We start from the raw sequence: 20,879 nt of genomic DNA, 5'->3' as shown, positions 1-20,879 counted from the left end.
GATAAATATTTATATTCAAATGATTTCCTTGTCAAAAATTGGCGAAAACTATATTAATCTTATAAATAAAAAAACTGCCAAGTTGGCAGTTTTTTTGTTTATAAGATTAAAGCTTTACTACGTTGTCAGCTTGTGGTCCACGTTGACCTTCAACAATATTGAATTCTACACGTTGACCTTCATCTAGTGTTTTATAGCCTTCACCAACAATTGCGCTGAAATGTACGAATACGTCATTCCCACCTTCAACTTCAATGAAACCAAAGCCTTTTTCACTGTTAAACCATTTAACTGTACCTTGTGTCATGTATAGACAACCTCCAATATTTTTTTAATATGTTACTTATATTTACGAAGTAAATAAAAATTCACATATTATAAGGAATATCCACACAAAAAAGTAGACACTCTTTATAACATGTGAATCTAAAACCGTATTTGCATCCTTAAAAATAATAATTGCTTTTTATTTTATATTTATTAATTATTTTAAAACAGGCAATAAAAAAAATCAAGGAAAAATAAGGGATATTTACCGCTCTTATTCATAAACAAAATAGACCCAAAGACAAAAAAAGCACCTATGAAAAGGTGCTTGAAATTATTAGGAAAACAGTTTTCTAAACGACTGTACATGATTATTAACAAACGCAACCGTATCCGTACCCATACCCTGGTCCAACACCGTAGCCGCCGTATCCGCTGAATCCTCCGCCAACATACGCTGCGCCAACAATGACTAAAAGAATAAACAAGACGACTATAAAGGCAAAGCCGCCACCGTAACCAACACCACCAACAGCACCGCTCATCTGGTCATTCCTCCCTTATTTAAAACTTCCCTAGCATCATATTCATATATAGGTATTTGGGAATATTTATTTTTAATTTTGGGCAAAAATGGACGAATGCCTACTTGAACAATTGAAAAAGACATGATTCCAAGGATCATATTCTTTTTCTTCGTTTATGCCATTTTTCAACGATTTCAAATATAGATATACAAATTAACAGCCAAAAAGCTCCAGCAATATATCCCCCTACAACATCACTTGGATAGTGAACACCTAAATAAATTCGGCTTAAACCGACAACAAATATAATGATCAATCCAACTAATAATCCAAAAATTTTTGACCAATTATGCTTGGCCAACTTAACTAATATATAACCGAGACTCCCATATAAGATCATCGATCCCATTGAATGGCCACTCGGAAAACTAAAACCATTTTCTTGGATAATCGGATGAATATCCGGTCGCTCACGCTTAAAGTACAATTTTAATATCCGGTTAAATACTCCGGCACCAATACCAATTGTTATGACTAAAAACAAACATAATAATCGATGGCGAGAGAAAAAAAGTAATAAGATAACTAAGAAGGTGATGGTTGCTACACCTTTAACCGAACCAAAAAAAGTAATAACCAACATAATTGATGTTAGTCTATCGGATATTTTTCCTTGAACGAATGAAATAATTTGATTATCAAAACTCCTAATTTCTGTACCGTTTAATCCGGTCGCAATTTCAAAAAAAGCCCAAATAAAAATTACGATAAGAAAAATGGCACTAATCCCTAATGTTAATGTTCGTTTCCTCATACAGCTAACCTCCTGCATCTCTTTTCTATCTTAGCATATACTTAGAGGTTGTTTCTTTTCTATACACAGGTCCATTATTGTGCTTTTTTTGCTTTCGCAGGAGCTTTTTTTCTTCTCGTTGGCGCTTTTTTTTCTTCCTTTGGTTTTGTTTTATCAATGGATGCTTGAAGTGCCGCCATCAAATCAGTAACATTTGTCGTCGGCGCTTTTTCCTTTGGAGTTACGGCTTGTTTTCCTACTTGTTTACTATTTATTAATTCCATCAGTTTTGTTCGATATTCATCGGTATATTTTTCCGGCTCAAATTTAGTTGTTAATTGTTCAATTAACAAAATGGCGGTGTCAATTTCCTTTTTAGATACTTGGTCATCTGCCGGAACATTCGGTACATCCCCAACATTCCTCACTTCATCAGGAAAATGAATGGTTTCCATTAACAGCGTATTTTCATATACTCTGATAATTGCTAGCTGCTCTTTTGAGCGCATAATGATTTTTGCTAAACCTGCTTTTTCTGTTTCCAACAATGCCTTTCTTAATAAACCGTAGGCTTTCATTCCTCCTTCATTCGGTGACATATAATAACTTCGATTAAAATAGATGGGATCGATTTCTTCTATTTTTATAAAGTCTATTATTTCAACGGCTTTTTCTTCTGTCGCTTTTTTTAGTTCATCTAATTCCGATTCGTCTAATATGATGAATTTACCCTTTGTTATTTCATATCCTTTAACAATATCATCCATCGCTAATTCTGTTTCACAAACTGGACATATTTTTTCATATTTTATCGGTGTATGACATTTTTTGTGAAGAGTTCTCAACTTAATATCCTTATCTTCTGTTGCTGCATGCAATTTAATCGGTATATTTACTAAACCGAAGCTAATACTTCCTTTCCATATCGTATGCATCTATCTCACCCTTCCTAAATTCCTACTTAATATAAGCATAAAATTTATTAAGAATTTCATGCTTATAATTTTTTGGAAATACTACTGCAAGCTTTTGTGGGAATAATAACGGAAGGTGATGATCAATGAAACCGATGCTTCCTACGCTGAAATCCGACGCTCCATTGAATAGTAACTGGATATACGAAATTAAATATGATGGATTTCGCGCGATATTAGAATGGAATCACAATGTTATGCACTTATGGAGTCGCAATGAAAAGGATCTACTTCCCCAATTTCCTGAAATAGAAGCGTATTTAACATGTATTAACGAACGTGTTAAGGATTTTTTTCCTTTAATATTAGATGGAGAATTAGTTGTTTTAGAAAATCCAGGACTTGCAAATTTTGGGGAATTACAAATTAGAGGGCGTATGAAATCGAAGGACAGAATAAAAGAATTTGCAAGAAGGCGACCATGCAAATTATTAGTGTTTGATTTATTAGAAATTAATGGGCTATCGATTCGAAATCACCCATTAGTAGAAAGAAAAAAAAAGCTGAAAAACATTATCGATAAGATCGAAGTACCGACTAATCCTACAAATGCTAGCCCAGCGTTAATCCAACAAATTTCGAGTGAAAAGGATTTTAAGAAAGTATGGAATCGCGTAAAATCATTTGATGGAGAAGGTGTTGTGGCCAAAACAATTGATAGCAAATGGGAGGAAGGGAAAAGAACTGAAACATGGATTAAACTAAAAAATTGGAAAAAAGTATCATGCTTTATTATAGGGTTGGATTCTTCTAACGGATATTATCATGTTGGTGTATACAAGGGTAAAATTGTTTATCCTCTTGGTTTATTTTTATTTAGCCTTGACGCGGATAAAAAACAAGTCTTAAACAAGGTAATCAAAGAGAATTCATACGCGAATAATAATGGTTTACTTAAAATCCACCCATCTATTTGCATTGATATACATTATTTGGAGTGGTTTGAAGAAAAACTACGAGAACCGCATTTTCATGCTTTTCGCTTTGATTTATCTCCGGAAGAATGTACGTATGATCAATTTTTACTAGACGAAGCACATATTCCAGATATATCAATTACCCATCCGGATAAACCGTTGTGGGAAAAAGATGCAATATCCAAGTTAGATTTTGTACGCTATATGAGAAAGATTTCGTCATTCATGCTGCCCTTTTTGCAAAATCGTACATTGACAGTCATTCGATTCCCCCACGGAATATTTAGTGAGCCTTTTTATCAAAAAAATTGTCCTGAATATGCACCTGATTTTATTCAAACACATGCAAAAGATGGAATCGACTATATCGTTTGCAACGATTTAAAATCGTTAATGTGGCTTGCGAACCAATTATCAATTGAATACCATATACCCTTTCAAACAATATTAGACCCATATGTAAGCGAAATTGTCTTTGATCTTGACCCACCTTCGCGAAAGGAATTCCACCTAGCAATCAAAGCTAGTCAAATGATGAAAAAAATATTTGACCAATTAGACTTAATAAGTTTCATTAAAACATCGGGAAATAAAGGTCTACAGGTTTATATACCTTTACCCGAAAGGAAATTCACTTGGGATGACACACGCTTATTTACTGAATTTATTGCAAACTATTTAATTACAGAAAAGCCAGATCTATTCACTATTGAACGAATGAAAAAAAATCGAAAAGGTAGACTATATGTTGACTTTGTTCAGCATGCAGAAGGAAAAACAATCATTGCTCCGTATTCAATGCGTGGTCATGAAGATGCACTTGTTGCAACACCGTTGTTTTGGAACGAAGTGAATGAACATCTTCATCCAGAACAATTTACAATGCAAACGGTTTTACAACGAATAAAAAAATTACCTTGCCCTTTTGGAAACTTTTTTTCAGCAAAAGAAAGTCAACCATTTGAACCTATTTTAAACTTTTTGAAAAGAAGTAAATAAAAAACATCGACACTCGTCGATGTTTTTTATTTATCCTAATAGTACCTTTTCAATTCGTTTATTAGCATATGTTTCAAGCTCTTCATAATACTTTTGCTCATCAAAACTTGATTTATGGATCAATTGAAACAACTCGGGATTTAGTCGGTCTAGTTTAATTTCAGCATCGTAAATATAGGTAGCATTTCCAATTAAATCAATTTTATATTGATCTTCAAGCTTATGTACGACACATCGAACTTTTCCGCCATTATTATAAACTTCTATACTACTTTCAAATTCATTCATTGAAAGTAGACAAGAAATAAGCGAGGATGAAGACATCGCGGTTCCACACGCATTCGTAAAACCAACCCCTCTTTCATACGTACGAACAAAAATTTCTCCCTTTTCCAACTCTTTAACAAAACTCACATTGACTCCATCCGGAAATAATGGATTCGGACCGTTAACATATTTTGCAATCGTTTCTTGCGTATTAGCACGCAGCACATCTTTATCCACAAAACTAATTAAGTGCGGATTAGGGACAGCTACAGCGGAAAATAATAATTGATCCGACAATTCAACAATTTTCTCATTTATTAGATGATTTTTATCCATATTCATCGGTAAGGCAGACAAAGAAAATAGAACCGGAGAAATTTCAACACAATAAGTTGGAATTTCATTAAAGATTGGTTCAGCTTTACTTACTAAAAGTGTTGCTTTCATCGTTTCAATAGCGATCTCATCTTTTTGGAGCAACTCACAAACGTACCTTCCTACGCAACGTAAACCGTTTCCACACATCGAAGCTTCGGAGCCATCTGCATTAAATACACGCATTTTTGCATCTGCATGATCACTATTCATCGTAAAAAGAATACCATCCGCACCTAATAATGACTTTCTATCACATAAAGCGATAGCTAAATTTTGTCGGTCCTTCTCGCTAAAATGATACTGAGAGGACATTTCATCAATTAGTAAAAAATCATTTCCCGAACCGTGGCATTTTCTAATTTGTATATTCATATTTAATCCCCCACAAAACAGTACTTTACTTCTTATTTATTAAGGGTGCCACAAAAAAAGAATTCAATCAAGATTCAATCTAAATAGTCTTCATTTAACACATTTACACTCCACTTCAATGCCTGTTGATAAATAGATGGTAGCTTACTAGAATCTATACCACTTTTATTTAATAATCGCTCCATGAGTTCCCATTCCCCTTTTTCGATTGAAATAACCAATTCCAGTACTCCTCTCATTTCATTTTCCTCCCCACATAAAGCATTATAAATCGTGTCATCAAGTGGGAGTTTATCTAATATCGTTTCCATCGGAATGGATAAAATAGTATCCATTAGAGAAAAAAGGCCTAATAAAAAATAACTTGGAGACTGACCCTTTCCAATATATTTTTCCGCAATAATTTCACAACATTTAGCTCTTGTTAAGCAAATAGTTTTTACCTCATCTGAAAGCTGTTGACGCCATCCAGCATTTTCTCTGACGGCTAACACGTAAATCCACCTTTTAATCTCAATTAAACCTAATAATATTATTGCTTGAGGTATGGAATGAATCTTATGTTTTGGTCGATATGCGGGGGAATTGATTAATTTTAGCAATTTATACGATAAAGATAAGTCCTGTTCAATGATTTGACTTACAGCTTCAAAACTTACATCTTCATAAGATAATTTATTTATAATTTGAAAATAAGAGTTAAATGACGCGGGAATATCAAATGTTGAAACAATTACAGGTTTACTAAAAAAATAACCTTGAAAATAGCTGTACCCGCTTCTTTTTGCAAGTTCAAATTGCTCTCGAGTTTCAACCTTTTCAGCTAATAATTTTAGATTAAACTGTTTAACAATCGTTTCAATCTTTTTTCGATTCACTGCATCTGTATTCAAAAAATCTATTTTCACAATATCAACTACTTTTAATAATTCCAACGAATAAATATTCTTCTCATGGAATATGTAATCATCTAAAGCGATTCGATAACCTTGATTTTTCAACTCCGTACAAATGGTAAGAAGTTTAGGGGAAGGTAAAATATTTTCTAGTATTTCAACAACAATTTCTCTCGGGGGGAAATAGGTGGGAACTTTTTGTTGAAGTAGATTTTCTGTAAAGTTTATAAAACAAGGTAATCCGGATGAAAGGTTATCAATACCGATATTTAAAAAACTATTTATGATGACATCAGCTGTTGCTTGATCTCCGTCAATATTAGGAAATGCATTTACTTTATTATTACGGTAAAGTAATTCGTACGATATTACTTTTTCATTCTCATTAAAAATTGGTTGTCGTGCAACAAAAACTTCCATGAAATTCTCCCCTTATTCGATGTAAATTATTCCTATTAATGTGAAATCACAAAGAAATAATACCAAAGAACTAGGTTTAAAGTCCATAAAAAAATCTATAGGAGCAACAAAATTAAAACCTATAGATGTGAGTTACAACTTTTTATACTTTTGTAGGCAATAGATAAGTAGACAAACAGCAATATAAAAATCTAGCAATTCAACTTTTTCGTTCATTTCAATAATTGGCGTATTGGGCGCAAACTGCTTTTGCCAATTAAGCGGCATTAACCCGATTTCACTTTTCATTAACACAGTTCCATCTTTTAACAGTTGAAGGATTGAAGAATTTTTATCGATTGAGAATTGTTGTTGATTTAAGGAAAAAATTTCTTTGCCTTTCCCTTTGGTAACGAAATTAAGTCTCATTTTTTTACCCGAAGCGATTATTTCTAATTCTGATTTTTGAAAACGAGGGATTTTAAATAGTGCTAGTGTACTTCCATCCCGTTTTTTTAACTCAAATAAATGGGACCGATACTTTGTTTTCATCATTGAGCCTTTTTTAACTTCAGAAATTTCCCATTCACAAATCCCATTACTTTTAAAAAGTTTTAATTGAAAACTAGGGTTTGTTTCCTGGAATAATAAAAATTGATTATGTTGCAATACTTTTTCTTGCGAGTTTAAAAGGTTCGATGCTTTTGATTCTCGATATGAAAAATAAAAGTATTTACTATAGAAATAGACTAATAATGTACCGATCGAAATAAAAATCAATTTATGAAATATCGTTATTTCAAAATAGATCATAATAAATATGCAGATTGTTGCCGAAACGCCAATAATAACTAATTGATTAAAATACACATTCTTCAAAGAGGAATAATACTCTTTTATATTCATTTCTTTTCACCCTATCCAAGAAGTATCAGTCTATTATATGAAAATTGATAGAGTTTATTCACATTTAAACAACTTATTAATTTCTTTTTCTAAATAATTTTTTTCATTATTTTCTTAGAATGCTTTGCATATGTATTTAATAGTTGTCCAAATTTACAATACATAAAGTAGGTGATTTTTTGTTATCGAATATTCAAGCGTTCATATTAGGAATTATCCAAGGTTTAACCGAGTTTTTACCAATCTCGAGTACCGGGCATTTGTATATCGGCAGACATTTATTTGGGTTGGATGAGGCAGGACTTTTTCTTGATACGATGCTACATGTGGGGACATTATTAGCCATTATTGTCGTTTATAAAAGTGAATTATGGAAAATGATTTGCAATCCTTTTAGTAAATTATCACTTGTAATGATAGTCGGTACAATACCAGCTGTTGTTATCGGTCTTTTATTTAAAGATTATTTTGATGAAATATCGAAGACTGGCAGCACAATAGGTTGGGAATTTCTAGTTACTGGTTTCGTCCTCTGGTTTGCAGAAAAAGCAAAAAAAGGCGAAAAAAATTTAGAAGATATACGTTATTCAGATGCTTTTATCATTGGATCATTTCAAGCAGCAGCAATCTTCCCAGCATTGTCTCGATCAGGTTTGACGATTGCAGCAGGACTATTTAGAAAATTAGATAGGGAAACGGCAGCATATTTTTCATTTTTATTATCTACACCAGCCATTCTAGGTGGGATCGTGTTACAAGGGAAAGATATTTTTTCTGGACAAGTAGAGTCTGTAACACTTACTGGACTTCTTTTTGGGACAGTTGCTTCAGCTATTTTTGGCTATTTAGCAATTGTTGGAATGGTGAATTTTTTAAAGAAGCGATCTCTTAAAATCTTTGCCTATTATGTTTGGATTCTTGGAATTTCGATTATTCTATTACAAACTTTAGGAATTTTTTAATTGGAGTTGAATAATATGACTGCTGACTGGGTCACAAATATACTTGAACTACTTGGTCAATATGGTTTTTTCGGTATTACTATTGCTTTAATGATTGAAGTTATACCAAGCGAAGTCGTTTTAGGATATGGTGGCTATTTAATTTCTAATGGGGACATATCCTTTTTTGCTGCCTTACTTGCGGGAATAATTGGGGGAACGATCGCCCAACTTTTTCTTTATTGGCTCGGTGTGTATGGCGGACGTCCTTTTTTTGAAAAATACGGAAAGTTTTTGTTAATAAAACGTAGTCATTTAGATGCTGCTGAATTATGGTTTAATAAATATGGAACGATCGTTATTTTTACGGCGAGATTTATTCCTATCGTACGCCATGCGATTTCAATTCCAGCAGGCATTGCAAGGATGCCCTTTCATCAATTTTTAATCTATACGATTGCGGCTATGCTGCCTTGGACCATTCTTTTTCTTTTAATAGGGATGCAATTAAACCAGCATTGGAATTCGATAAGTGTCGTAGCGTCTGCCTACATAAAACCAATTATATTAATTGCTTGTTTTTCTTTATTACTTTACTTTAGTTATCATTACTTTATCAAAAAGAAGAAGTAAAAATAATTTGTCGAAACGAGGGATAAATAGTCAAAAAAAATTAATAAAAAACCTATTTTCAATTGCTGAAATTTATTGTAATATACAATCAGAAAATAATTACACAAGTTTATATACAGCATTTAGGGAAGGCAAATGGTGCGCCACCAGAAAAGTTTCTTGACTGGTCCTAGTGGGTTCGATTCCCACCCCGAAATTTTTTACGCAACTTTAAAAAATTTCGAGGGTGGATCTTCCTACTTAGGGGAAAACTGCCCTCATTGGAGGGATCGTCATGCTCAAGAAACGCGAATTAATTGGTCAAGAAAGCCACATTCTATTCGATTTGATGGTACACCCGGAAGTCTTTCCTTTTGTTCGTCATAAAGCAAATTCCCATGACGAGTTTCTATTTTTAACGAAACATACAATAGAAGCTGAAGAAAAAGGAGAACTCATTTCGCGAACAATAATTGATGAATGGGGAAATCCTATAGGCACGATTAATTTATACGATATTGAAAATGGTGCTGGATTTTTAGGTACATGGATCGGAAAACCGTATCATGGGAAAGGGTATAATAAACATGCAAAAGAGGCATTTTTTAACGAGGTATTTTATGAATTAGGTATTGAAACGATTTTCATGCGAATTCGTAAAGAAAATATTCGTTCTATAAAAGCTGCAGAAAAACTTCCATATGTAATAAAAGCGAATGAATCTCGCAAAGTTGTATTTGATCAATTAAATGCAAAAGAATATATATATGATTTATATGAAATTTCAAAAGATCTTTATTCACTCTATATTATGCGGCAGCAAACAGCTAACGATGAAACACATGCCCTTGAAGCATAAAGAACTCGCAAAAAGCGAGTTCTTTTTTTTATATTAATTTTTCTTTAATTGCTCATTATAAAGATTCCGTACTACCCATGTTTTGTATAAGTCTAGTTTTTTTCTTCCTATTGGGTGATAGCGGATTCCTTTTTCTTTTAACTTCTGAACATACCATCCTTTAGAATATTTATATGCCATAATATCAATCCCCCAAAATTAGTACTTGTCCCTAAACTATATGCGCTAATTTTGCGAAATATGATGCCTTTTAGATTCAAAAGACAAAAAAACCTTCTTGAAAAGAAGGTTTTTTTGATAAATACATTATTTACCAATGAATTCTTGAGTCCAATAGTTCCCATTTTCTACATATCCAACACCAATATGTGTATAGTTTTTGTTTAAAATATTTGCACGGTGACCTGCACTGTTCATCCAAGCATTAACTACCTCTTCAGGTGAACGTTGACCCATTGCAATATTTTCACCTGCAGAACGATAGGAAATACCAAATTTCTTCATCATATCAAATGGTGAACCATATGTTGGACTTGTATGATCAAAGTATTTATTTTTTGCCATATCATTAGATTTTGTTCGAGCTACTTTACTTAATTCCGTATCAATCTTAAGTGCAGGAAGACCATTTTTCGCACGTTCTTTATTTGTTAAATCTACTACTTGCTTTTCAAAAGCGTTTAAACTATAATCAGCTTTTTGTGTAGTTGAAGTAGTCGGTGTTGTTGATTTTGCTGGAGTTGTATTGCTTGATTCTCCAGTTTTTGGTTTGTTTTGATTAGCATGTTTTTCATTTTCCGTAGGTTTTTTCGCTGTTGTTGTAGAATGATCAGCCGGTGTTGCCTTCTTTTGTACATTTTGTTTGGATTGATTTACTTCATTTTTAATATTATTCGTATGTTTGCCATTAACATTGTATTTAGCCAATAGTTGATTAATTATTGATTGTGCTTCATCTATATTATTAACTTTATACTGATATTGTGCGATTTTAATAGATTTATTTGAATCATTTTGAATTGTAGCAGCGTCTGCTTTATTCATCAATGGTGCTGCAAGAAGTGTTAATGCAGTTGCTGTAGTAATGAATGTTTTTTTCATGGATGTAAGTCTCCTCCTTGTTATCTACAATGTCTGATTTTGTCTTGCAAGAAAATCATATCATATGTTTTTTGTAATAATTTTGGAAGAGAATACTAAAATCGTAGAAATTAATTTTAACTATTAATTTTCAAAAACTGTATTCTACTAATATCCTTATTTTATCGGTTTTCTAATTTAAATATAGCACTAACTTTCATTAGCTAAATTTCCATATTTTCTTAGTTGCTTCCACATAATAACAAAGATTAGCTATTGACAAATTTTATTTCCACGTTTTTATATATCAATTATTTCAAATAGATTTCAATAATTTTTTTCTCATAAAAAAAAGCCATTAGGATTACTAATGACTGATTTCTTCCATTACCTCAGTATAATATCGAATTAATGCGATTTTTTCAGAGTCTGTTAACGATGAATTCGCTACTCGTTTGATCGCAAGGTAAAATTTCACTTCTTTTGTTTTTCTTGTTCGAGGGTGGGTTTGCTCGTCATGAAGCTCCATTATTATTAATTCATGGAGTTTTTCTTTAGGTGAAAGTGTATCGTCGGAATCGATTCTATTGTTCCAAATGCTTAAATAAGCTTCTAATAGTTTTGAATAATCCACTAATTCTCATCCTTTAATTGTAGACATAAATAGATTGTAAATTGGTTATGATAAAGTTAAAACCACTTGAACTTAAAATATATAATATTGGAGGTTGTATTTATGCACGGTCCATATTGCTGTCCGAATTGCAAAACAAACCGAACTCGATTTAATATCATACAACAAGTTCCACAAGCTGTAAAAATGGATCCGAAATCAGGAGAAATTATTGAAGATTATGGAAATCATTCATCCGATCTTTTCCACATTTCTTATAAAGGGCCTGAATACAGAGTGCAATGTGGCGCATGTGGACTTGTGGAAGATGAGATGACGTTTTTAAAGTTTGGCGAAAACATTAAATAAACTAAAAAGGATGCCCAAAAGTATCGAATCGTATCCATTTTCAAACATACTTTTTTAAGAAAGTTTGGTATCTTTACTATTGGAATATCCTTTTTCATTTTGCAAAGTATTTATTCTTTCGTTTCATTGAATAATTGATTTTCAAGCTTATGTAAAAGTGTGATTAATTCTTTTTTTTCATCATCTGTAAATACACCGAACATTTCCTGCATATAATTTGAAGTAATTTGATTAAGATTTTTAATTAGTGCTCTTCCCTCAGTTGTTAATTCTAAATCCACAACCCTGCGATCCTTACTTGAACGACTTCTTTCAATTAAATTTTTTTGTACTAAGGAGTCAGTTATACTTGTAATATGGCTTGCTGATACTTCCAAAGTTTTAGAAAGATCAGTTACACGCATTTTTCCGTTATACATCAATTTTAAAACCATATATTCATTTGTCGTTACATACTCATTCATTCTTGAATTAAATTGCTCCTTCATCTTTCTATATATATTTCGGAATATTAATTCAAGTTTGTATAGTTCATTATCCATCCATTTGCGTTCCTTTCTTTTCCCCCATTCATTTTATTCTACTATAAATAAAATTTAAATGAAACCGCTATAAAAGAAAAGAAACTGACATATAATTAATGTCAGTTTCTTTTCTTTTTATTTTTTTAATAATTCTATCGCTTTATTTACTTGTGTATCATTTTTAATGATTTTTTCCCTTATCTTATTCATTAATTGAATCGTAGTATCCCCTTGTAAATTTCCGTTAGCTTTTAATTTCGTGTCTTTTTGGAAATTCATTACTGCCTTTTTAGTATGTTCATCGAAATATCCATCTATTTTTCCAGGATTGTAACCAAGAGCTTTCAACATTTCTTCAGCAGCTTTAACTTCATTCGATAATGATGAAACTTTATATTTAGAATCCGGATTGATTAGCGGTAATTCAGCATATTTCGGCATTTTTACTTGATAATTTGGTACGATCCCTTTTTGATGTATCCAATTAGCATTTGGTGTTAGCCATTTTGCCGTTGTGAATTTCATATTGGAACCATCCTTAAAATCAGTAGCTGTTTGAACAGTCCCTTTACCGAAGGATTTTTCTCCAACTAAAGGTATTCCAACGGATTCACTTACTGCTGCGGCAAAGATTTCCGAAGCACTAGCACTTCCCTTATCGATTACGACTGCTAATGGTACTTTAATTTTTTTACCGTCTTTGGCAGTTATAACTTCGCGCTTTCCATTTTTATCTTCCACCTGAAGTATTGTCTTTCCTTCTGGAATAAATAGATTAGAAATTTCAATCGCTTGGTCAAGAAGGCCACCAGGATTTTGACGAAGATCAATAATGAGTGATTTCATGCCTTTTGAATCCATTTCATTCAATGCAGTTAATAGCTCATTATATGTGTTCTCTGAAAAGCTTGTAATTTGAATCTTAGCAATACCGTCTTTCAACATTTCAGCGTATACAGTGTTTACCGGGATTTCATCCCTAGTGATGGTCATTTGTGTCGTATCATGGGAGCCTGCTCGTTGAATAGTTAGGGTCACTTTTGTCCCTTTCTCACCTCGTATTAATAGAACAGCTTCGTTTGCACTCATCCCACGAATACTTTTTCCGTCAACCGCTAATATTTTGTCATTAGGTTTAATGCCAACTTTCTCAGCAGGTGAACCTTTTATTGGAGATACTACTACTATATTTCCATCTTTCTCCTGTATTTCAGCACCTATTCCTTGAAACGATGATGAAATGCTTTCATGAAATTTCTCTGCTTCTTCCTTGGTCATATAGTCAGAATATGGATCATCTAATGAATCCAGCATTCCATTTATCGCACCATTAATTAATTTTTCTTTATCTATATCTTTATAATATTTTTTGTTTAATTCATCATACGTATCATATAATTTATTAAACTCCGTCCTCTGATTAACACCTACCTTTACAGCCTTTTCATCCCCAAAAGCTAAAGCAAAGGTGGTTATACCTGCAGTTGCAAAAATAAGCACAAAAATAAGCATAACAAATTTAAATTTTCTAATTCTTATGTAGCCATTAGTTTGATCTTCTTTTGAATCGAAATCTTTATTTTCTTCTTTATCCAAAGAGCTTCACCACTTTCATACCCATTTACATTACGAGGTTTACAAATCGAAATACTAACTTCTTTATTTTATCAGCTTTTACCTTTTTAAGAAAGAAAAGCTTTTTTGTCTGCATTACGGGTAAAAAAAGCAGGCTGCGCCTGCTTTATGCTTTCTTTACATGCTTAAAGTACTCTTCTAAAGTCCAGTTATTTTTATAAATTATTGTCGCAACCTTTTTACCAACATAGCGGAAATGCCATGGCTCATACTCATATCCGGTAATCTTCTCTTTTCCCTTCGGATATCTGAGGATAAACCCATATTCATGGGCATGTTCTCGAAGCCATATCCCTTCTTTTTGTTTTTCAAATGATTCTGTTAGGAGAAAATTCACACTTTTACTTGTGATATCCATTGCTAATCCGGTTTGATGTTCACTTTGACCCGGAATAGCCACCGCTTGAACCGCCTTTTCTTTTCCGACATTTGCAATTTCAGCATTCAGTACTTCTTTTTGCCGTTTGTATGATCGGTATCCGGAGGAAGCATATAAATCGATGCCATCTGATTTCGCATTTTGGAACATTTTTTCCAAAGCACCAGCTGCTTCTTTTCTCATATAACTTTTTTCAATATCTTGATCACCAAAAGAAAATAGTACTTTTGGACGAACTAAATCATTAGGAATATAATTACCAATTGAATAGGTCTTATTAACAAGAGCTAAGATGTTCGAATTATTTTCTATTAATTTCTGTCCATTCACGTCTTTAATGTGATTAAAGTACTTCGATTCTAGCAATAAATTTCCTTCAACCTTCTTTTCAGGTGTTTTATTGTTCGTTTGAATAGACTCATTTTTATCCTTAGATATTGTATGATCGTTCTGTCCCCAACTACAACCACTAAGTAGTAGAAGCACTGATGTAATCGTAATAATTCGCTTCATATTTTCACCTTTCTTCTTTAATCAACGTAGTGCAAAATAAAATAGAGACTAACAGGGTGCTAGCCTCTATTCTTTAAAATAGCCGTTAAACCAAAGTAGATAATGCAACTTCTATCATTTCATTAAACGTCGTTTGTCTTTCTTCTGCTGAGGTTTCTTCACCCGTTAATAAATGATCACTAACAGTTAATACTGATAATGCTTTACGACCAAATTTAGCTGCAAGAGTATATAATGCTGCTGTTTCCATTTCTATCGCTAAAATACCATACTTTGCCCATTTTTCATGTTCTGCATTATCATTATAAAACATATCTGCAGTAAACACACTTCCAACTTTTAGGTTTAGTCCTTTAGCAACTCCACCGTCATAAGCCTTTTTTAATAAATCAAAATTAGCAGTTGGTGCATAATCGATTCCCCCGAATGTTAAACGGTTCATTTGCGAATCAGTTGATGCAGTCATAGCTAATATCACGTCACGTACTCTCACGTCTTTTTGAATCGCACCGCACGTACCAACCCGAATTAGATTCTGTACGTTATAGCTTTGCATTAATTCATTTATGTATATCGATATGGAAGGAACTCCCATTCCCGTTCCTTGAACAGAGACTTTCTTGCCATTATATGTTCCGGTATATCCAAACATATTGCGTACTTCATTATAGCATGTTACATCTTCCAAAAATGTTTCCGCAATGTATTTTGCACGAAGCGGATCACCCGGCAGTAGTACGGTTTCAGCAATTGCATTCTCTTTCGCATTAATATGGACACTCATAATATTCCTCCTCTAAAATCCAGTATTTTAATTTTACTGTTTTCCTTATTAGGATGCAAATAAATTCTTGAGAGTAATGTCTAATCTCTTTTTGGGCACTATATATAGTATAAACGTAAGAAGGAGGGATACTCTTTGGGTAAGAAAAATCGCAATCGAATCAATGGACAAAAGAAAAATAATCATATTCCTGAAGACCAAATTGTTGCCGAACAAATAGCTCATGAAAAGGAATTCTCAGCTAAAGAACGAAAAAGATAACATTGTTTTTAAATAAACAAAAAAGCTTTCCTCATTCGGAAAGCTTTTTTTGCTTAATATGTGTCTTCCTCTGGTTCCTCATCAATAATTGATTTTGCAATTAAGTAATCAAATGTAATGTCGGCGATTTCTTCAACCTCTTCTTCATTCGGAGCATACCCTCTTTTAATTAATTCTTGAAAGAAAAATTCAGCTATCTCCTCAGTGTCAATAAACACTTCAATTTCTTTCATAAAAATCGCCTCCTTAGTTTAAAAATGTATGTTATTTAAATAAATATTATGCAATCGAAATTTAATGTCATCATTTTTGCGGGACAAGCATATTGATTTATTAGTCACAATTAATTTGAAGGGAAGTATGATTATGGGCCGCATACACGGATTAAAAACGTGGATACATTCCGAATTATTTGAACAAAAAATTGTACATGCAATGGAAAACATCTTATCTATCTTATTTACAGCCTTCATTATTTCTTTTATCATGTTAGGGATCTACATTGTCTTTTTCTAAATTGCCATTCAAAAAATACGATAGATTTAACAGTTGCCTTTCAATTGTTCGAAGGGTCGAAACATAATTTTCATCGTGAAACATTAAGTATAATGTTTTGTAATCATTGTATTTATCTAGTAGGCAATCAATTTTATGACCTAATTGTTCATTTGGTGGAGGGATTAATAATGGTTTGTTTGTTTTTATTGCTGGATAGACAAAGCCAAATTTCCTTAAAAACGCGTCTGCATGCTCGGAATCTGCAATTAGTATGAGTTCTGCTTCATCAGCCTCAAGCCATTCCCCATCATGTATCCTTGTAAGCTCATAAATTATATCTTCCCAGGCATCCTCTTGATAACGCCAAATTTCAGTCCGAAAACCAACCACTTTAAATAATTCGTCTTTATAACCCTTTACTTGAACTAAATCGCCAAAAAAGAATTTATACTCGATATCGATTTGTTCTTTATCAAACAATTCACCTTTATAATCAGTAAGTAACATAATTCCATTTTCTTTAAATAATCCACCGCTATCATTTACTTCGTATAAATATTGTCCATCAATAAGTTTAATATTTGTAATTTTCCCTACCGATCCATACTTCGTTATTACTACAATATCACCTATTTCATACTTTGGATTTTTGTGATTTTTCATTTCCTCCCGTCTCCTTGAAACACAACCTAAGTATTATTAGTTAGTATATGCAATTTCAAGGTGAAGGGTTTTGATTAAAATGCTGTTTTGAACCGTTTGTTTGTCATCAAAATAGTTTTGATTATTTTATCAACTATTATAGTTTTTCTCTTCTATATATAATTCCCAAACTTGGTCGAAGACTGTCATTGATGTTAGATAATCTCCATTAAGTTCTAAATAGGTACTTAGTTCATTGTAAGTCGATAGTCCTTTTGGAAAAGAATGGTCTTTGTACGCGTGATTAGCAAATTCAGAAATACTATCTTTAGGCTTTGGGTCGCGAAATTTCATTAAGTAATGGTAAAAGGATTTATTCATTTAATCACGCCTTTCTAATGGTTTATCTATACCTTTCTCTATTAATTATATTTCAACTCCGATTTTAATGGAATACGTGATAAAGGTTCTATTACTTTTATCGTATAAAACTTCTATTTTTTCGACAAAATTTTTAATTATTTGTAGATAATTCAGCGAAGTACGGTTAGAATAATAATTAGTAATAATTACATAATTCTGTACATATAAGGGGGAAAAGGTTTGATAAAAGGAAAGAATACTACCGAGAAAGGAAAAACAGCTAAATCAAAAAAAGAAAAAGCTAAGAAAACGGACCTTTTTCGAAATTCAAATAATCTAAAGAGAAAGGGTAAGGTTTTTAATTATTTTCAAACGATTAGGGGAAAAGTTATTATTTCTTTTGGTATACTTACCGTTTTGTTAATCGGATTAACAATAACATCCTATGTTAATATGACAAAACTAGAGTCAGAAATTAATAGAGTTGTAAAGCAAGATTTAGTCGTTCATGAGAAAGTGAATAATATTAAAAATTCTTCACTCATGATTGAAAAAGCAGAACTAAGTTATGTTTTAACTGCAGACAAATCCTTCCTAAAATCGTTAGAAAAAGAAACGGATCATGTCGATCAAACGGTGAAGGATTTGAAGTCGTTGCTCAAAGGTAACAATTCACAATTAAAAAAATTGGACGGTATTGAAAATGCTTATCATTTTTGGGTAGGATGGATTAAAAAGGTAGTGGAAATTAGAGATTTTTGGTCCATTGCTGAAGCTGGTAAGGAAGTCCAATCCGCAAGAGGTCAAGATTATATAAAACAAATGACGAATAATATTCAGTTATTTATAGATTCGGAAACTGCTTCAACGAATGAAAGAATCAAAAATTTACATGTTCAAGCTACTATCGCTAAATCAGTAACAATTGGATTTTCATTATTTGCACTAATCTTATCAATCCTGCTTGCAATCATTTTATCCAAAAATATCAAAACTAGTGTTAGGAAAATCAGTACTTCCATACTTGATATTGCAAATGCGGGTGGAGATTTAACGAAGCGGATTGAAGTAAAAGCGAATGATGAACTTTCAGGTCTTGCTCGCGATACAAATATTTTAATCGAAGGAATAGCAAACTTAGTCAAGAAGGTATCAATGATGTCGGAGAATGTTTCTGCAAGTAGTGAAGAACTATTAGCTTCAGCGGAAGAAACATCAAAAACAATTATGTCAATAGCCGAGACTTCGAGTGAAATTGCTGCAGGTAGTGAGCAAACTTCCTCCCAAATGGAAGAATCGTTAGAAAAAATGAAGTCTTTGGAAAATGTTGTAAAAACATTAAATATTCATGCAGATAAAGTAAAGGCGTCTGCGTTAAATATGCAACGTGCTGCTGAGGAAGGAAGCTTGTCCGTTTTGGATGCGTCCAACGAAATTATGGGTATTGAAAAAACGATGGCAAATACTAGCACTACTGTTAATGCATTAGGAAAAAAATCAGAAGATATTACAAAAATCATCAATACAATCACCGGTATTTCAGAACAAACAAATTTATTAGCATTAAATGCAGCGATTGAAGCTGCCCGTGCCGGTGAACATGGTAGAGGCTTTGCTGTTGTTGCCGATGAGGTTAGAAAACTAGCAGAACAATCCCAAACTGCGGCGAAGGAAGTAACAAAAATTATTCATTCCATTCAAGACGAGGTTCAAAAAATTATTGAGCAAAACAAACAAGGTGTTCAAGCAATATTATCCGGGGTTGAAATATCCAATGATACGAATAAATCTCTGCAAAAAATAGTTCAACAATCTAACGATACAAGTAATGTTATCGCAGAAATGGTTTCACAAATTGAACAAACTCTATTGCTAAGTAATGAAGTAACATCCTCTTTTACTTCAGTAAGTGAAATTGCGGAGATTACTGCTGGACATACAGAAACGACGGCCGCAGCTTCAGAAGAAGGATCCGCTGCAATGGAAGAAGTTACAGCCTCAGCATCTGAACTATCAAAACAAGCTGAAAACTTACGAGAACTTATATCAAACTTTAAAATATAAAAAGGTGGATTTTATCCACCCTTTTATTATTTTTAAGTAAATTATCTTTCATTTTCACTTTCGTTAAATAGAGATAATAAATGACCATACCCTTCTTCTTCCATTTTAAACTTAGGAATAAATCTCAAAGATGCCGAATTGATGCAATATCGAAGCTTCGTAGGACCTGGACCATCATTAAACACATGGCCTAAATGGGAATTTGCTGTTTTACTACGTACCTCTGTTCGCACCATTCCATGACTTGTATCTGTATTTTCTATTATTTCTTGCTCCTCGATTGGTTTAGTAAAGCTTGGCCAGCCACAACCTGCATCAAATTTATCCTTTGAACTAAACAATGGTTTTCCAGATACGATATCAACATATATCCCATCAGCAAATTGATTCCAATATTCATTATGGTATGGAGGTTCTGTAGCGTTGTTTTGAGTTACTTCATATTGCAAAGGATTTAATTTTATTTTCAATTCATTATTTTTCATATATATCACTCCAATGTTTTCTAATAAACGAAGCCCTACCTGATCCTTCATTATAGGCATTATAGTGCAGAGCATTTTTTTTGTAATAATGTTGATGATAATCTTCTGCTGGATAAAAGGTCGTAGCCGGGATTATTTCGACAACAATAGGTTTTTGAAAACGTCCACTCTCTTGTAACTGTTTTTTCGATTTTAATGCTGTTTGCCGCTGATTTTCATCATGATAATAAATGGCCGGTTTATATGATACCCCTCGATCAAAAAATTGACCGTTAGCATCCGTCGGATCGATTTGTTGCCAATAAACATCTAATAATCGCTCATACGGAAAAACTTCGGGGTTAAAAGTAATTTGAACTGCTTCTGTATGTCCAGTTGTACCGGAACAGACCTCTTCATACGTCGGATTTTCTTTAGTCCCACCTATATAACCGGAAATTACCTTTTCAATCCCGGGTTGCTCATCAAAAGGTTTAACCATACACCAAAAACAGCCACCTGCAAATGTTGCCTTTTCTACTTTCATTTTTTCACTTCCCTATTGGCTTTATTAAAGTATTTT

General features: G+C 32.8%; 26 protein-coding genes. 7 read left to right on the top strand and 19 right to left on the bottom strand.

Translation table 11 applies throughout. The features are described 5' to 3' along the window. Nucleotides 1-106 precede the first annotated feature (106 nt). The 4 genes from B5V89_RS08580 to ku form a co-directional block, all read right to left on the bottom strand. Nucleotides 107-307 (bottom strand): cold-shock protein, encoded by a 201-nt coding sequence (locus tag B5V89_RS08580; RefSeq protein ID WP_066229805.1) that lies wholly within the window; start codon nucleotides 305-307, stop codon nucleotides 107-109. A gap of 334 nt (nucleotides 308-641) precedes the next feature. Next, nucleotides 642-812: a YjcZ family sporulation protein gene (locus B5V89_RS08575; protein ID WP_108071487.1), complete on the bottom strand. Its 171-nt coding sequence runs from the start codon at nucleotides 810-812 to the stop codon at nucleotides 642-644. A gap of 136 nt (nucleotides 813-948) precedes the next feature. Next, the gene (locus B5V89_RS08570) at nucleotides 949-1,608 is read right to left on the bottom strand and encodes a phosphatase PAP2 family protein (RefSeq protein ID WP_066229808.1); all 660 of its coding nucleotides are present in this window, start codon (nucleotides 1,606-1,608) and stop codon (nucleotides 949-951) included. Between the two features lie 74 nt (nucleotides 1,609-1,682). Then, nucleotides 1,683-2,522: a non-homologous end joining protein Ku gene (ku, locus tag B5V89_RS08565; protein ID WP_066229811.1), complete on the bottom strand. Its 840-nt coding sequence runs from the start codon at nucleotides 2,520-2,522 to the stop codon at nucleotides 1,683-1,685. 125 nt (nucleotides 2,523-2,647) lie between these two features. Here ku and B5V89_RS08560 point away from each other — a divergent pair, with 125 nt between their 5' ends. Continuing rightward, nucleotides 2,648-4,477: a DNA ligase D gene (locus B5V89_RS08560; protein ID WP_108071485.1), complete on the top strand. Its 1,830-nt coding sequence runs from the start codon at nucleotides 2,648-2,650 to the stop codon at nucleotides 4,475-4,477. Between the two features lie 30 nt (nucleotides 4,478-4,507). Here the strand turns inward: B5V89_RS08560 and dapF are convergent, their stop codons facing one another. The 3 genes from dapF to B5V89_RS08545 form a co-directional block, all read right to left on the bottom strand. Continuing rightward, complete coding sequence (gene dapF, locus B5V89_RS08555; RefSeq protein WP_108071483.1) at nucleotides 4,508-5,494, bottom strand: diaminopimelate epimerase; 987 nt, start codon at nucleotides 5,492-5,494, stop codon at nucleotides 4,508-4,510. Nucleotides 5,495-5,568: 74 nt separating this feature from the next. After that, complete coding sequence (locus B5V89_RS08550; protein WP_108071481.1) at nucleotides 5,569-6,810, bottom strand: EAL and HDOD domain-containing protein; 1,242 nt, start codon at nucleotides 6,808-6,810, stop codon at nucleotides 5,569-5,571. A 132-nt stretch (nucleotides 6,811-6,942) separates the two neighbouring features. Further along, nucleotides 6,943-7,695, bottom strand: coding sequence for a hypothetical protein (locus B5V89_RS08545; RefSeq protein WP_108071479.1), 753 nt, complete (start codon nucleotides 7,693-7,695; stop codon nucleotides 6,943-6,945). Nucleotides 7,696-7,874: 179 nt separating this feature from the next. On the opposite strand from B5V89_RS08545, the gene B5V89_RS08540 reads away from it, so the two are divergent. The 3 genes from B5V89_RS08540 to B5V89_RS08530 all read left to right on the top strand — a co-directional run bounded on the left by B5V89_RS08540 (nucleotide 7,875) and on the right by B5V89_RS08530 (nucleotide 10,107). After that, entirely contained in the window at nucleotides 7,875-8,657 is a 783-nt protein-coding gene (locus B5V89_RS08540; RefSeq protein ID WP_066229824.1) for an undecaprenyl-diphosphate phosphatase, read from the top strand. Nucleotides 8,658-8,672: 15 nt separating this feature from the next. Next, complete coding sequence (uptA, locus tag B5V89_RS08535; protein ID WP_066229826.1) at nucleotides 8,673-9,269, top strand: undecaprenyl phosphate transporter UptA; 597 nt, start codon at nucleotides 8,673-8,675, stop codon at nucleotides 9,267-9,269. 274 nt (nucleotides 9,270-9,543) lie between these two features. Continuing rightward, nucleotides 9,544-10,107 (top strand): GNAT family N-acetyltransferase, encoded by a 564-nt coding sequence (locus B5V89_RS08530; protein WP_108071477.1) that lies wholly within the window; start codon nucleotides 9,544-9,546, stop codon nucleotides 10,105-10,107. Nucleotides 10,108-10,140: 33 nt separating this feature from the next. Here B5V89_RS08530 and B5V89_RS08525 read toward each other — a convergent pair whose 3' ends face one another. The 3 genes from B5V89_RS08525 to B5V89_RS08515 all read right to left on the bottom strand — a co-directional run bounded on the left by B5V89_RS08525 (nucleotide 10,141) and on the right by B5V89_RS08515 (nucleotide 11,821). Continuing rightward, complete coding sequence (locus B5V89_RS08525) at nucleotides 10,141-10,287, bottom strand: DUF2639 domain-containing protein (RefSeq protein WP_108071475.1); 147 nt, start codon at nucleotides 10,285-10,287, stop codon at nucleotides 10,141-10,143. Nucleotides 10,288-10,413: 126 nt separating this feature from the next. Continuing rightward, a complete protein-coding gene (locus B5V89_RS08520) occupies nucleotides 10,414-11,208 on the bottom strand; it encodes a CAP domain-containing protein (RefSeq protein WP_108071474.1) in 795 nt (264 codons plus the stop codon). Between the two features lie 346 nt (nucleotides 11,209-11,554). Further along, nucleotides 11,555-11,821 (bottom strand): hypothetical protein, encoded by a 267-nt coding sequence (locus B5V89_RS08515; RefSeq protein ID WP_108071472.1) that lies wholly within the window; start codon nucleotides 11,819-11,821, stop codon nucleotides 11,555-11,557. 102 nt (nucleotides 11,822-11,923) lie between these two features. On the opposite strand from B5V89_RS08515, the gene B5V89_RS08510 reads away from it, so the two are divergent. Beyond that, nucleotides 11,924-12,169, top strand: coding sequence for a DNA alkylation repair protein (locus tag B5V89_RS08510; protein WP_108071470.1), 246 nt, complete (start codon nucleotides 11,924-11,926; stop codon nucleotides 12,167-12,169). A gap of 110 nt (nucleotides 12,170-12,279) precedes the next feature. Here the strand turns inward: B5V89_RS08510 and B5V89_RS08505 are convergent, their stop codons facing one another. The 4 genes from B5V89_RS08505 to deoD all read right to left on the bottom strand — a co-directional run bounded on the left by B5V89_RS08505 (nucleotide 12,280) and on the right by deoD (nucleotide 16,004). Beyond that, nucleotides 12,280-12,711: a MarR family winged helix-turn-helix transcriptional regulator gene (locus B5V89_RS08505; protein ID WP_108071468.1), complete on the bottom strand. Its 432-nt coding sequence runs from the start codon at nucleotides 12,709-12,711 to the stop codon at nucleotides 12,280-12,282. Between the two features lie 117 nt (nucleotides 12,712-12,828). After that, nucleotides 12,829-14,289, bottom strand: a complete 1,461-nt coding sequence (locus tag B5V89_RS08500; RefSeq protein ID WP_244913473.1) for a lmo1851 family serine protease — start codon at nucleotides 14,287-14,289, stop codon at nucleotides 12,829-12,831. Nucleotides 14,290-14,434: 145 nt separating this feature from the next. Then, nucleotides 14,435-15,220 (bottom strand): M15 family metallopeptidase, encoded by a 786-nt coding sequence (locus B5V89_RS08495; protein ID WP_108071466.1) that lies wholly within the window; start codon nucleotides 15,218-15,220, stop codon nucleotides 14,435-14,437. Between the two features lie 85 nt (nucleotides 15,221-15,305). Beyond that, entirely contained in the window at nucleotides 15,306-16,004 is a 699-nt protein-coding gene (deoD, locus tag B5V89_RS08490; RefSeq protein ID WP_066229851.1) for a purine-nucleoside phosphorylase, read from the bottom strand. 135 nt (nucleotides 16,005-16,139) lie between these two features. Here deoD and B5V89_RS20440 point away from each other — a divergent pair, with 135 nt between their 5' ends. Further along, a complete protein-coding gene (locus B5V89_RS20440) occupies nucleotides 16,140-16,265 on the top strand; it encodes a hypothetical protein (protein ID WP_235598292.1) in 126 nt (41 codons plus the stop codon). A gap of 53 nt (nucleotides 16,266-16,318) precedes the next feature. Here B5V89_RS20440 and B5V89_RS08485 read toward each other — a convergent pair whose 3' ends face one another. The 3 genes from B5V89_RS08485 to B5V89_RS08475 all read right to left on the bottom strand — a co-directional run bounded on the left by B5V89_RS08485 (nucleotide 16,319) and on the right by B5V89_RS08475 (nucleotide 17,786). Continuing rightward, entirely contained in the window at nucleotides 16,319-16,498 is a 180-nt protein-coding gene (locus tag B5V89_RS08485; RefSeq protein ID WP_066229854.1) for a YozD family protein, read from the bottom strand. Nucleotides 16,499-16,754: 256 nt separating this feature from the next. Then, entirely contained in the window at nucleotides 16,755-17,426 is a 672-nt protein-coding gene (locus B5V89_RS08480) for a hypothetical protein (protein WP_107958467.1), read from the bottom strand. A 129-nt stretch (nucleotides 17,427-17,555) separates the two neighbouring features. Then, on the bottom strand, nucleotides 17,556-17,786 hold the full coding sequence (locus tag B5V89_RS08475; protein WP_107921455.1) for a YozE family protein: 231 nt from the start codon (nucleotides 17,784-17,786) through the stop codon (nucleotides 17,556-17,558). A 222-nt stretch (nucleotides 17,787-18,008) separates the two neighbouring features. On the opposite strand from B5V89_RS08475, the gene B5V89_RS08470 reads away from it, so the two are divergent. Beyond that, nucleotides 18,009-19,832 carry a methyl-accepting chemotaxis protein gene (locus tag B5V89_RS08470; RefSeq protein WP_108071464.1) on the top strand — a complete coding sequence of 608 codons (1,824 nt, stop codon included), beginning with the start codon at nucleotides 18,009-18,011 and terminating at the stop codon, nucleotides 19,830-19,832. A 41-nt stretch (nucleotides 19,833-19,873) separates the two neighbouring features. On the opposite strand, the gene msrB is transcribed toward B5V89_RS08470, so the two are convergent. Both msrB and msrA read right to left on the bottom strand, forming a co-directional pair. Next, the gene (gene msrB / locus B5V89_RS08465; RefSeq protein ID WP_066229862.1) at nucleotides 19,874-20,317 is read right to left on the bottom strand and encodes a peptide-methionine (R)-S-oxide reductase MsrB; all 444 of its coding nucleotides are present in this window, start codon (nucleotides 20,315-20,317) and stop codon (nucleotides 19,874-19,876) included. Beyond that, nucleotides 20,307-20,843 (bottom strand): peptide-methionine (S)-S-oxide reductase MsrA, encoded by a 537-nt coding sequence (gene msrA, locus B5V89_RS08460; protein WP_066229863.1) that lies wholly within the window; start codon nucleotides 20,841-20,843, stop codon nucleotides 20,307-20,309. Before msrA ends, msrB begins: the two co-directional genes overlap by 11 nt. Nucleotides 20,844-20,879 lie beyond the last annotated feature (36 nt).

It is taken from the genome of Heyndrickxia sporothermodurans (assembly GCF_003055045.1).
Classification (GTDB): Bacteria; Bacillota; Bacilli; order Bacillales; family Bacillaceae_C; genus Heyndrickxia; species Heyndrickxia sporothermodurans.
This window is presented reverse-complemented; position numbering and strand designations above follow the sequence as displayed.

Excerpts from the sequence above, each read along its gene's own strand:
- msrB (WP_066229862.1), bottom strand. The coding sequence starts at position 20,317 with ATGAAAAATAATGAATTGAAAATAAAATTAAATCCTTTGCAATATGAA.
- B5V89_RS08480 (WP_107958467.1), bottom strand. The coding sequence starts at position 17,426 with ATGAAAAATCACAAAAATCCAAAGTATGAAATAGGTGATATTGTAGTA.
- uptA (WP_066229826.1), top strand. The coding sequence starts at position 8,673 with ATGACTGCTGACTGGGTCACAAATATACTTGAACTACTTGGTCAATAT.
- B5V89_RS08570 (WP_066229808.1), bottom strand. The coding sequence starts at position 1,608 with ATGAGGAAACGAACATTAACATTAGGGATTAGTGCCATTTTTCTTATC.
- dapF (WP_108071483.1), bottom strand. The coding sequence starts at position 5,494 with ATGAATATACAAATTAGAAAATGCCACGGTTCGGGAAATGATTTTTTA.
- ku (WP_066229811.1), bottom strand. The coding sequence starts at position 2,522 with ATGCATACGATATGGAAAGGAAGTATTAGCTTCGGTTTAGTAAATATA.
- B5V89_RS08545 (WP_108071479.1), bottom strand. The coding sequence starts at position 7,695 with ATGAATATAAAAGAGTATTATTCCTCTTTGAAGAATGTGTATTTTAAT.
- B5V89_RS08560 (WP_108071485.1), top strand. The coding sequence starts at position 2,648 with ATGAAACCGATGCTTCCTACGCTGAAATCCGACGCTCCATTGAATAGT.
- B5V89_RS08575 (WP_108071487.1), bottom strand. The coding sequence starts at position 812 with ATGAGCGGTGCTGTTGGTGGTGTTGGTTACGGTGGCGGCTTTGCCTTT.
- B5V89_RS08485 (WP_066229854.1), bottom strand. The coding sequence starts at position 16,498 with ATGAAAGAAATTGAAGTGTTTATTGACACTGAGGAGATAGCTGAATTT.
- B5V89_RS08475 (WP_107921455.1), bottom strand. The coding sequence starts at position 17,786 with ATGAATAAATCCTTTTACCATTACTTAATGAAATTTCGCGACCCAAAG.
- B5V89_RS08510 (WP_108071470.1), top strand. The coding sequence starts at position 11,924 with ATGCACGGTCCATATTGCTGTCCGAATTGCAAAACAAACCGAACTCGA.
- B5V89_RS08525 (WP_108071475.1), bottom strand. The coding sequence starts at position 10,287 with ATGGCATATAAATATTCTAAAGGATGGTATGTTCAGAAGTTAAAAGAA.
- msrA (WP_066229863.1), bottom strand. The coding sequence starts at position 20,843 with ATGAAAGTAGAAAAGGCAACATTTGCAGGTGGCTGTTTTTGGTGTATG.
- B5V89_RS08520 (WP_108071474.1), bottom strand. The coding sequence starts at position 11,208 with ATGAAAAAAACATTCATTACTACAGCAACTGCATTAACACTTCTTGCA.
- B5V89_RS08495 (WP_108071466.1), bottom strand. The coding sequence starts at position 15,220 with ATGAAGCGAATTATTACGATTACATCAGTGCTTCTACTACTTAGTGGT.
- B5V89_RS08530 (WP_108071477.1), top strand. The coding sequence starts at position 9,544 with ATGCTCAAGAAACGCGAATTAATTGGTCAAGAAAGCCACATTCTATTC.
- B5V89_RS08580 (WP_066229805.1), bottom strand. The coding sequence starts at position 307 with ATGACACAAGGTACAGTTAAATGGTTTAACAGTGAAAAAGGCTTTGGT.
- B5V89_RS08550 (WP_108071481.1), bottom strand. The coding sequence starts at position 6,810 with ATGGAAGTTTTTGTTGCACGACAACCAATTTTTAATGAGAATGAAAAA.
- deoD (WP_066229851.1), bottom strand. The coding sequence starts at position 16,004 with ATGAGTGTCCATATTAATGCGAAAGAGAATGCAATTGCTGAAACCGTA.
- B5V89_RS08505 (WP_108071468.1), bottom strand. The coding sequence starts at position 12,711 with ATGGATAATGAACTATACAAACTTGAATTAATATTCCGAAATATATAT.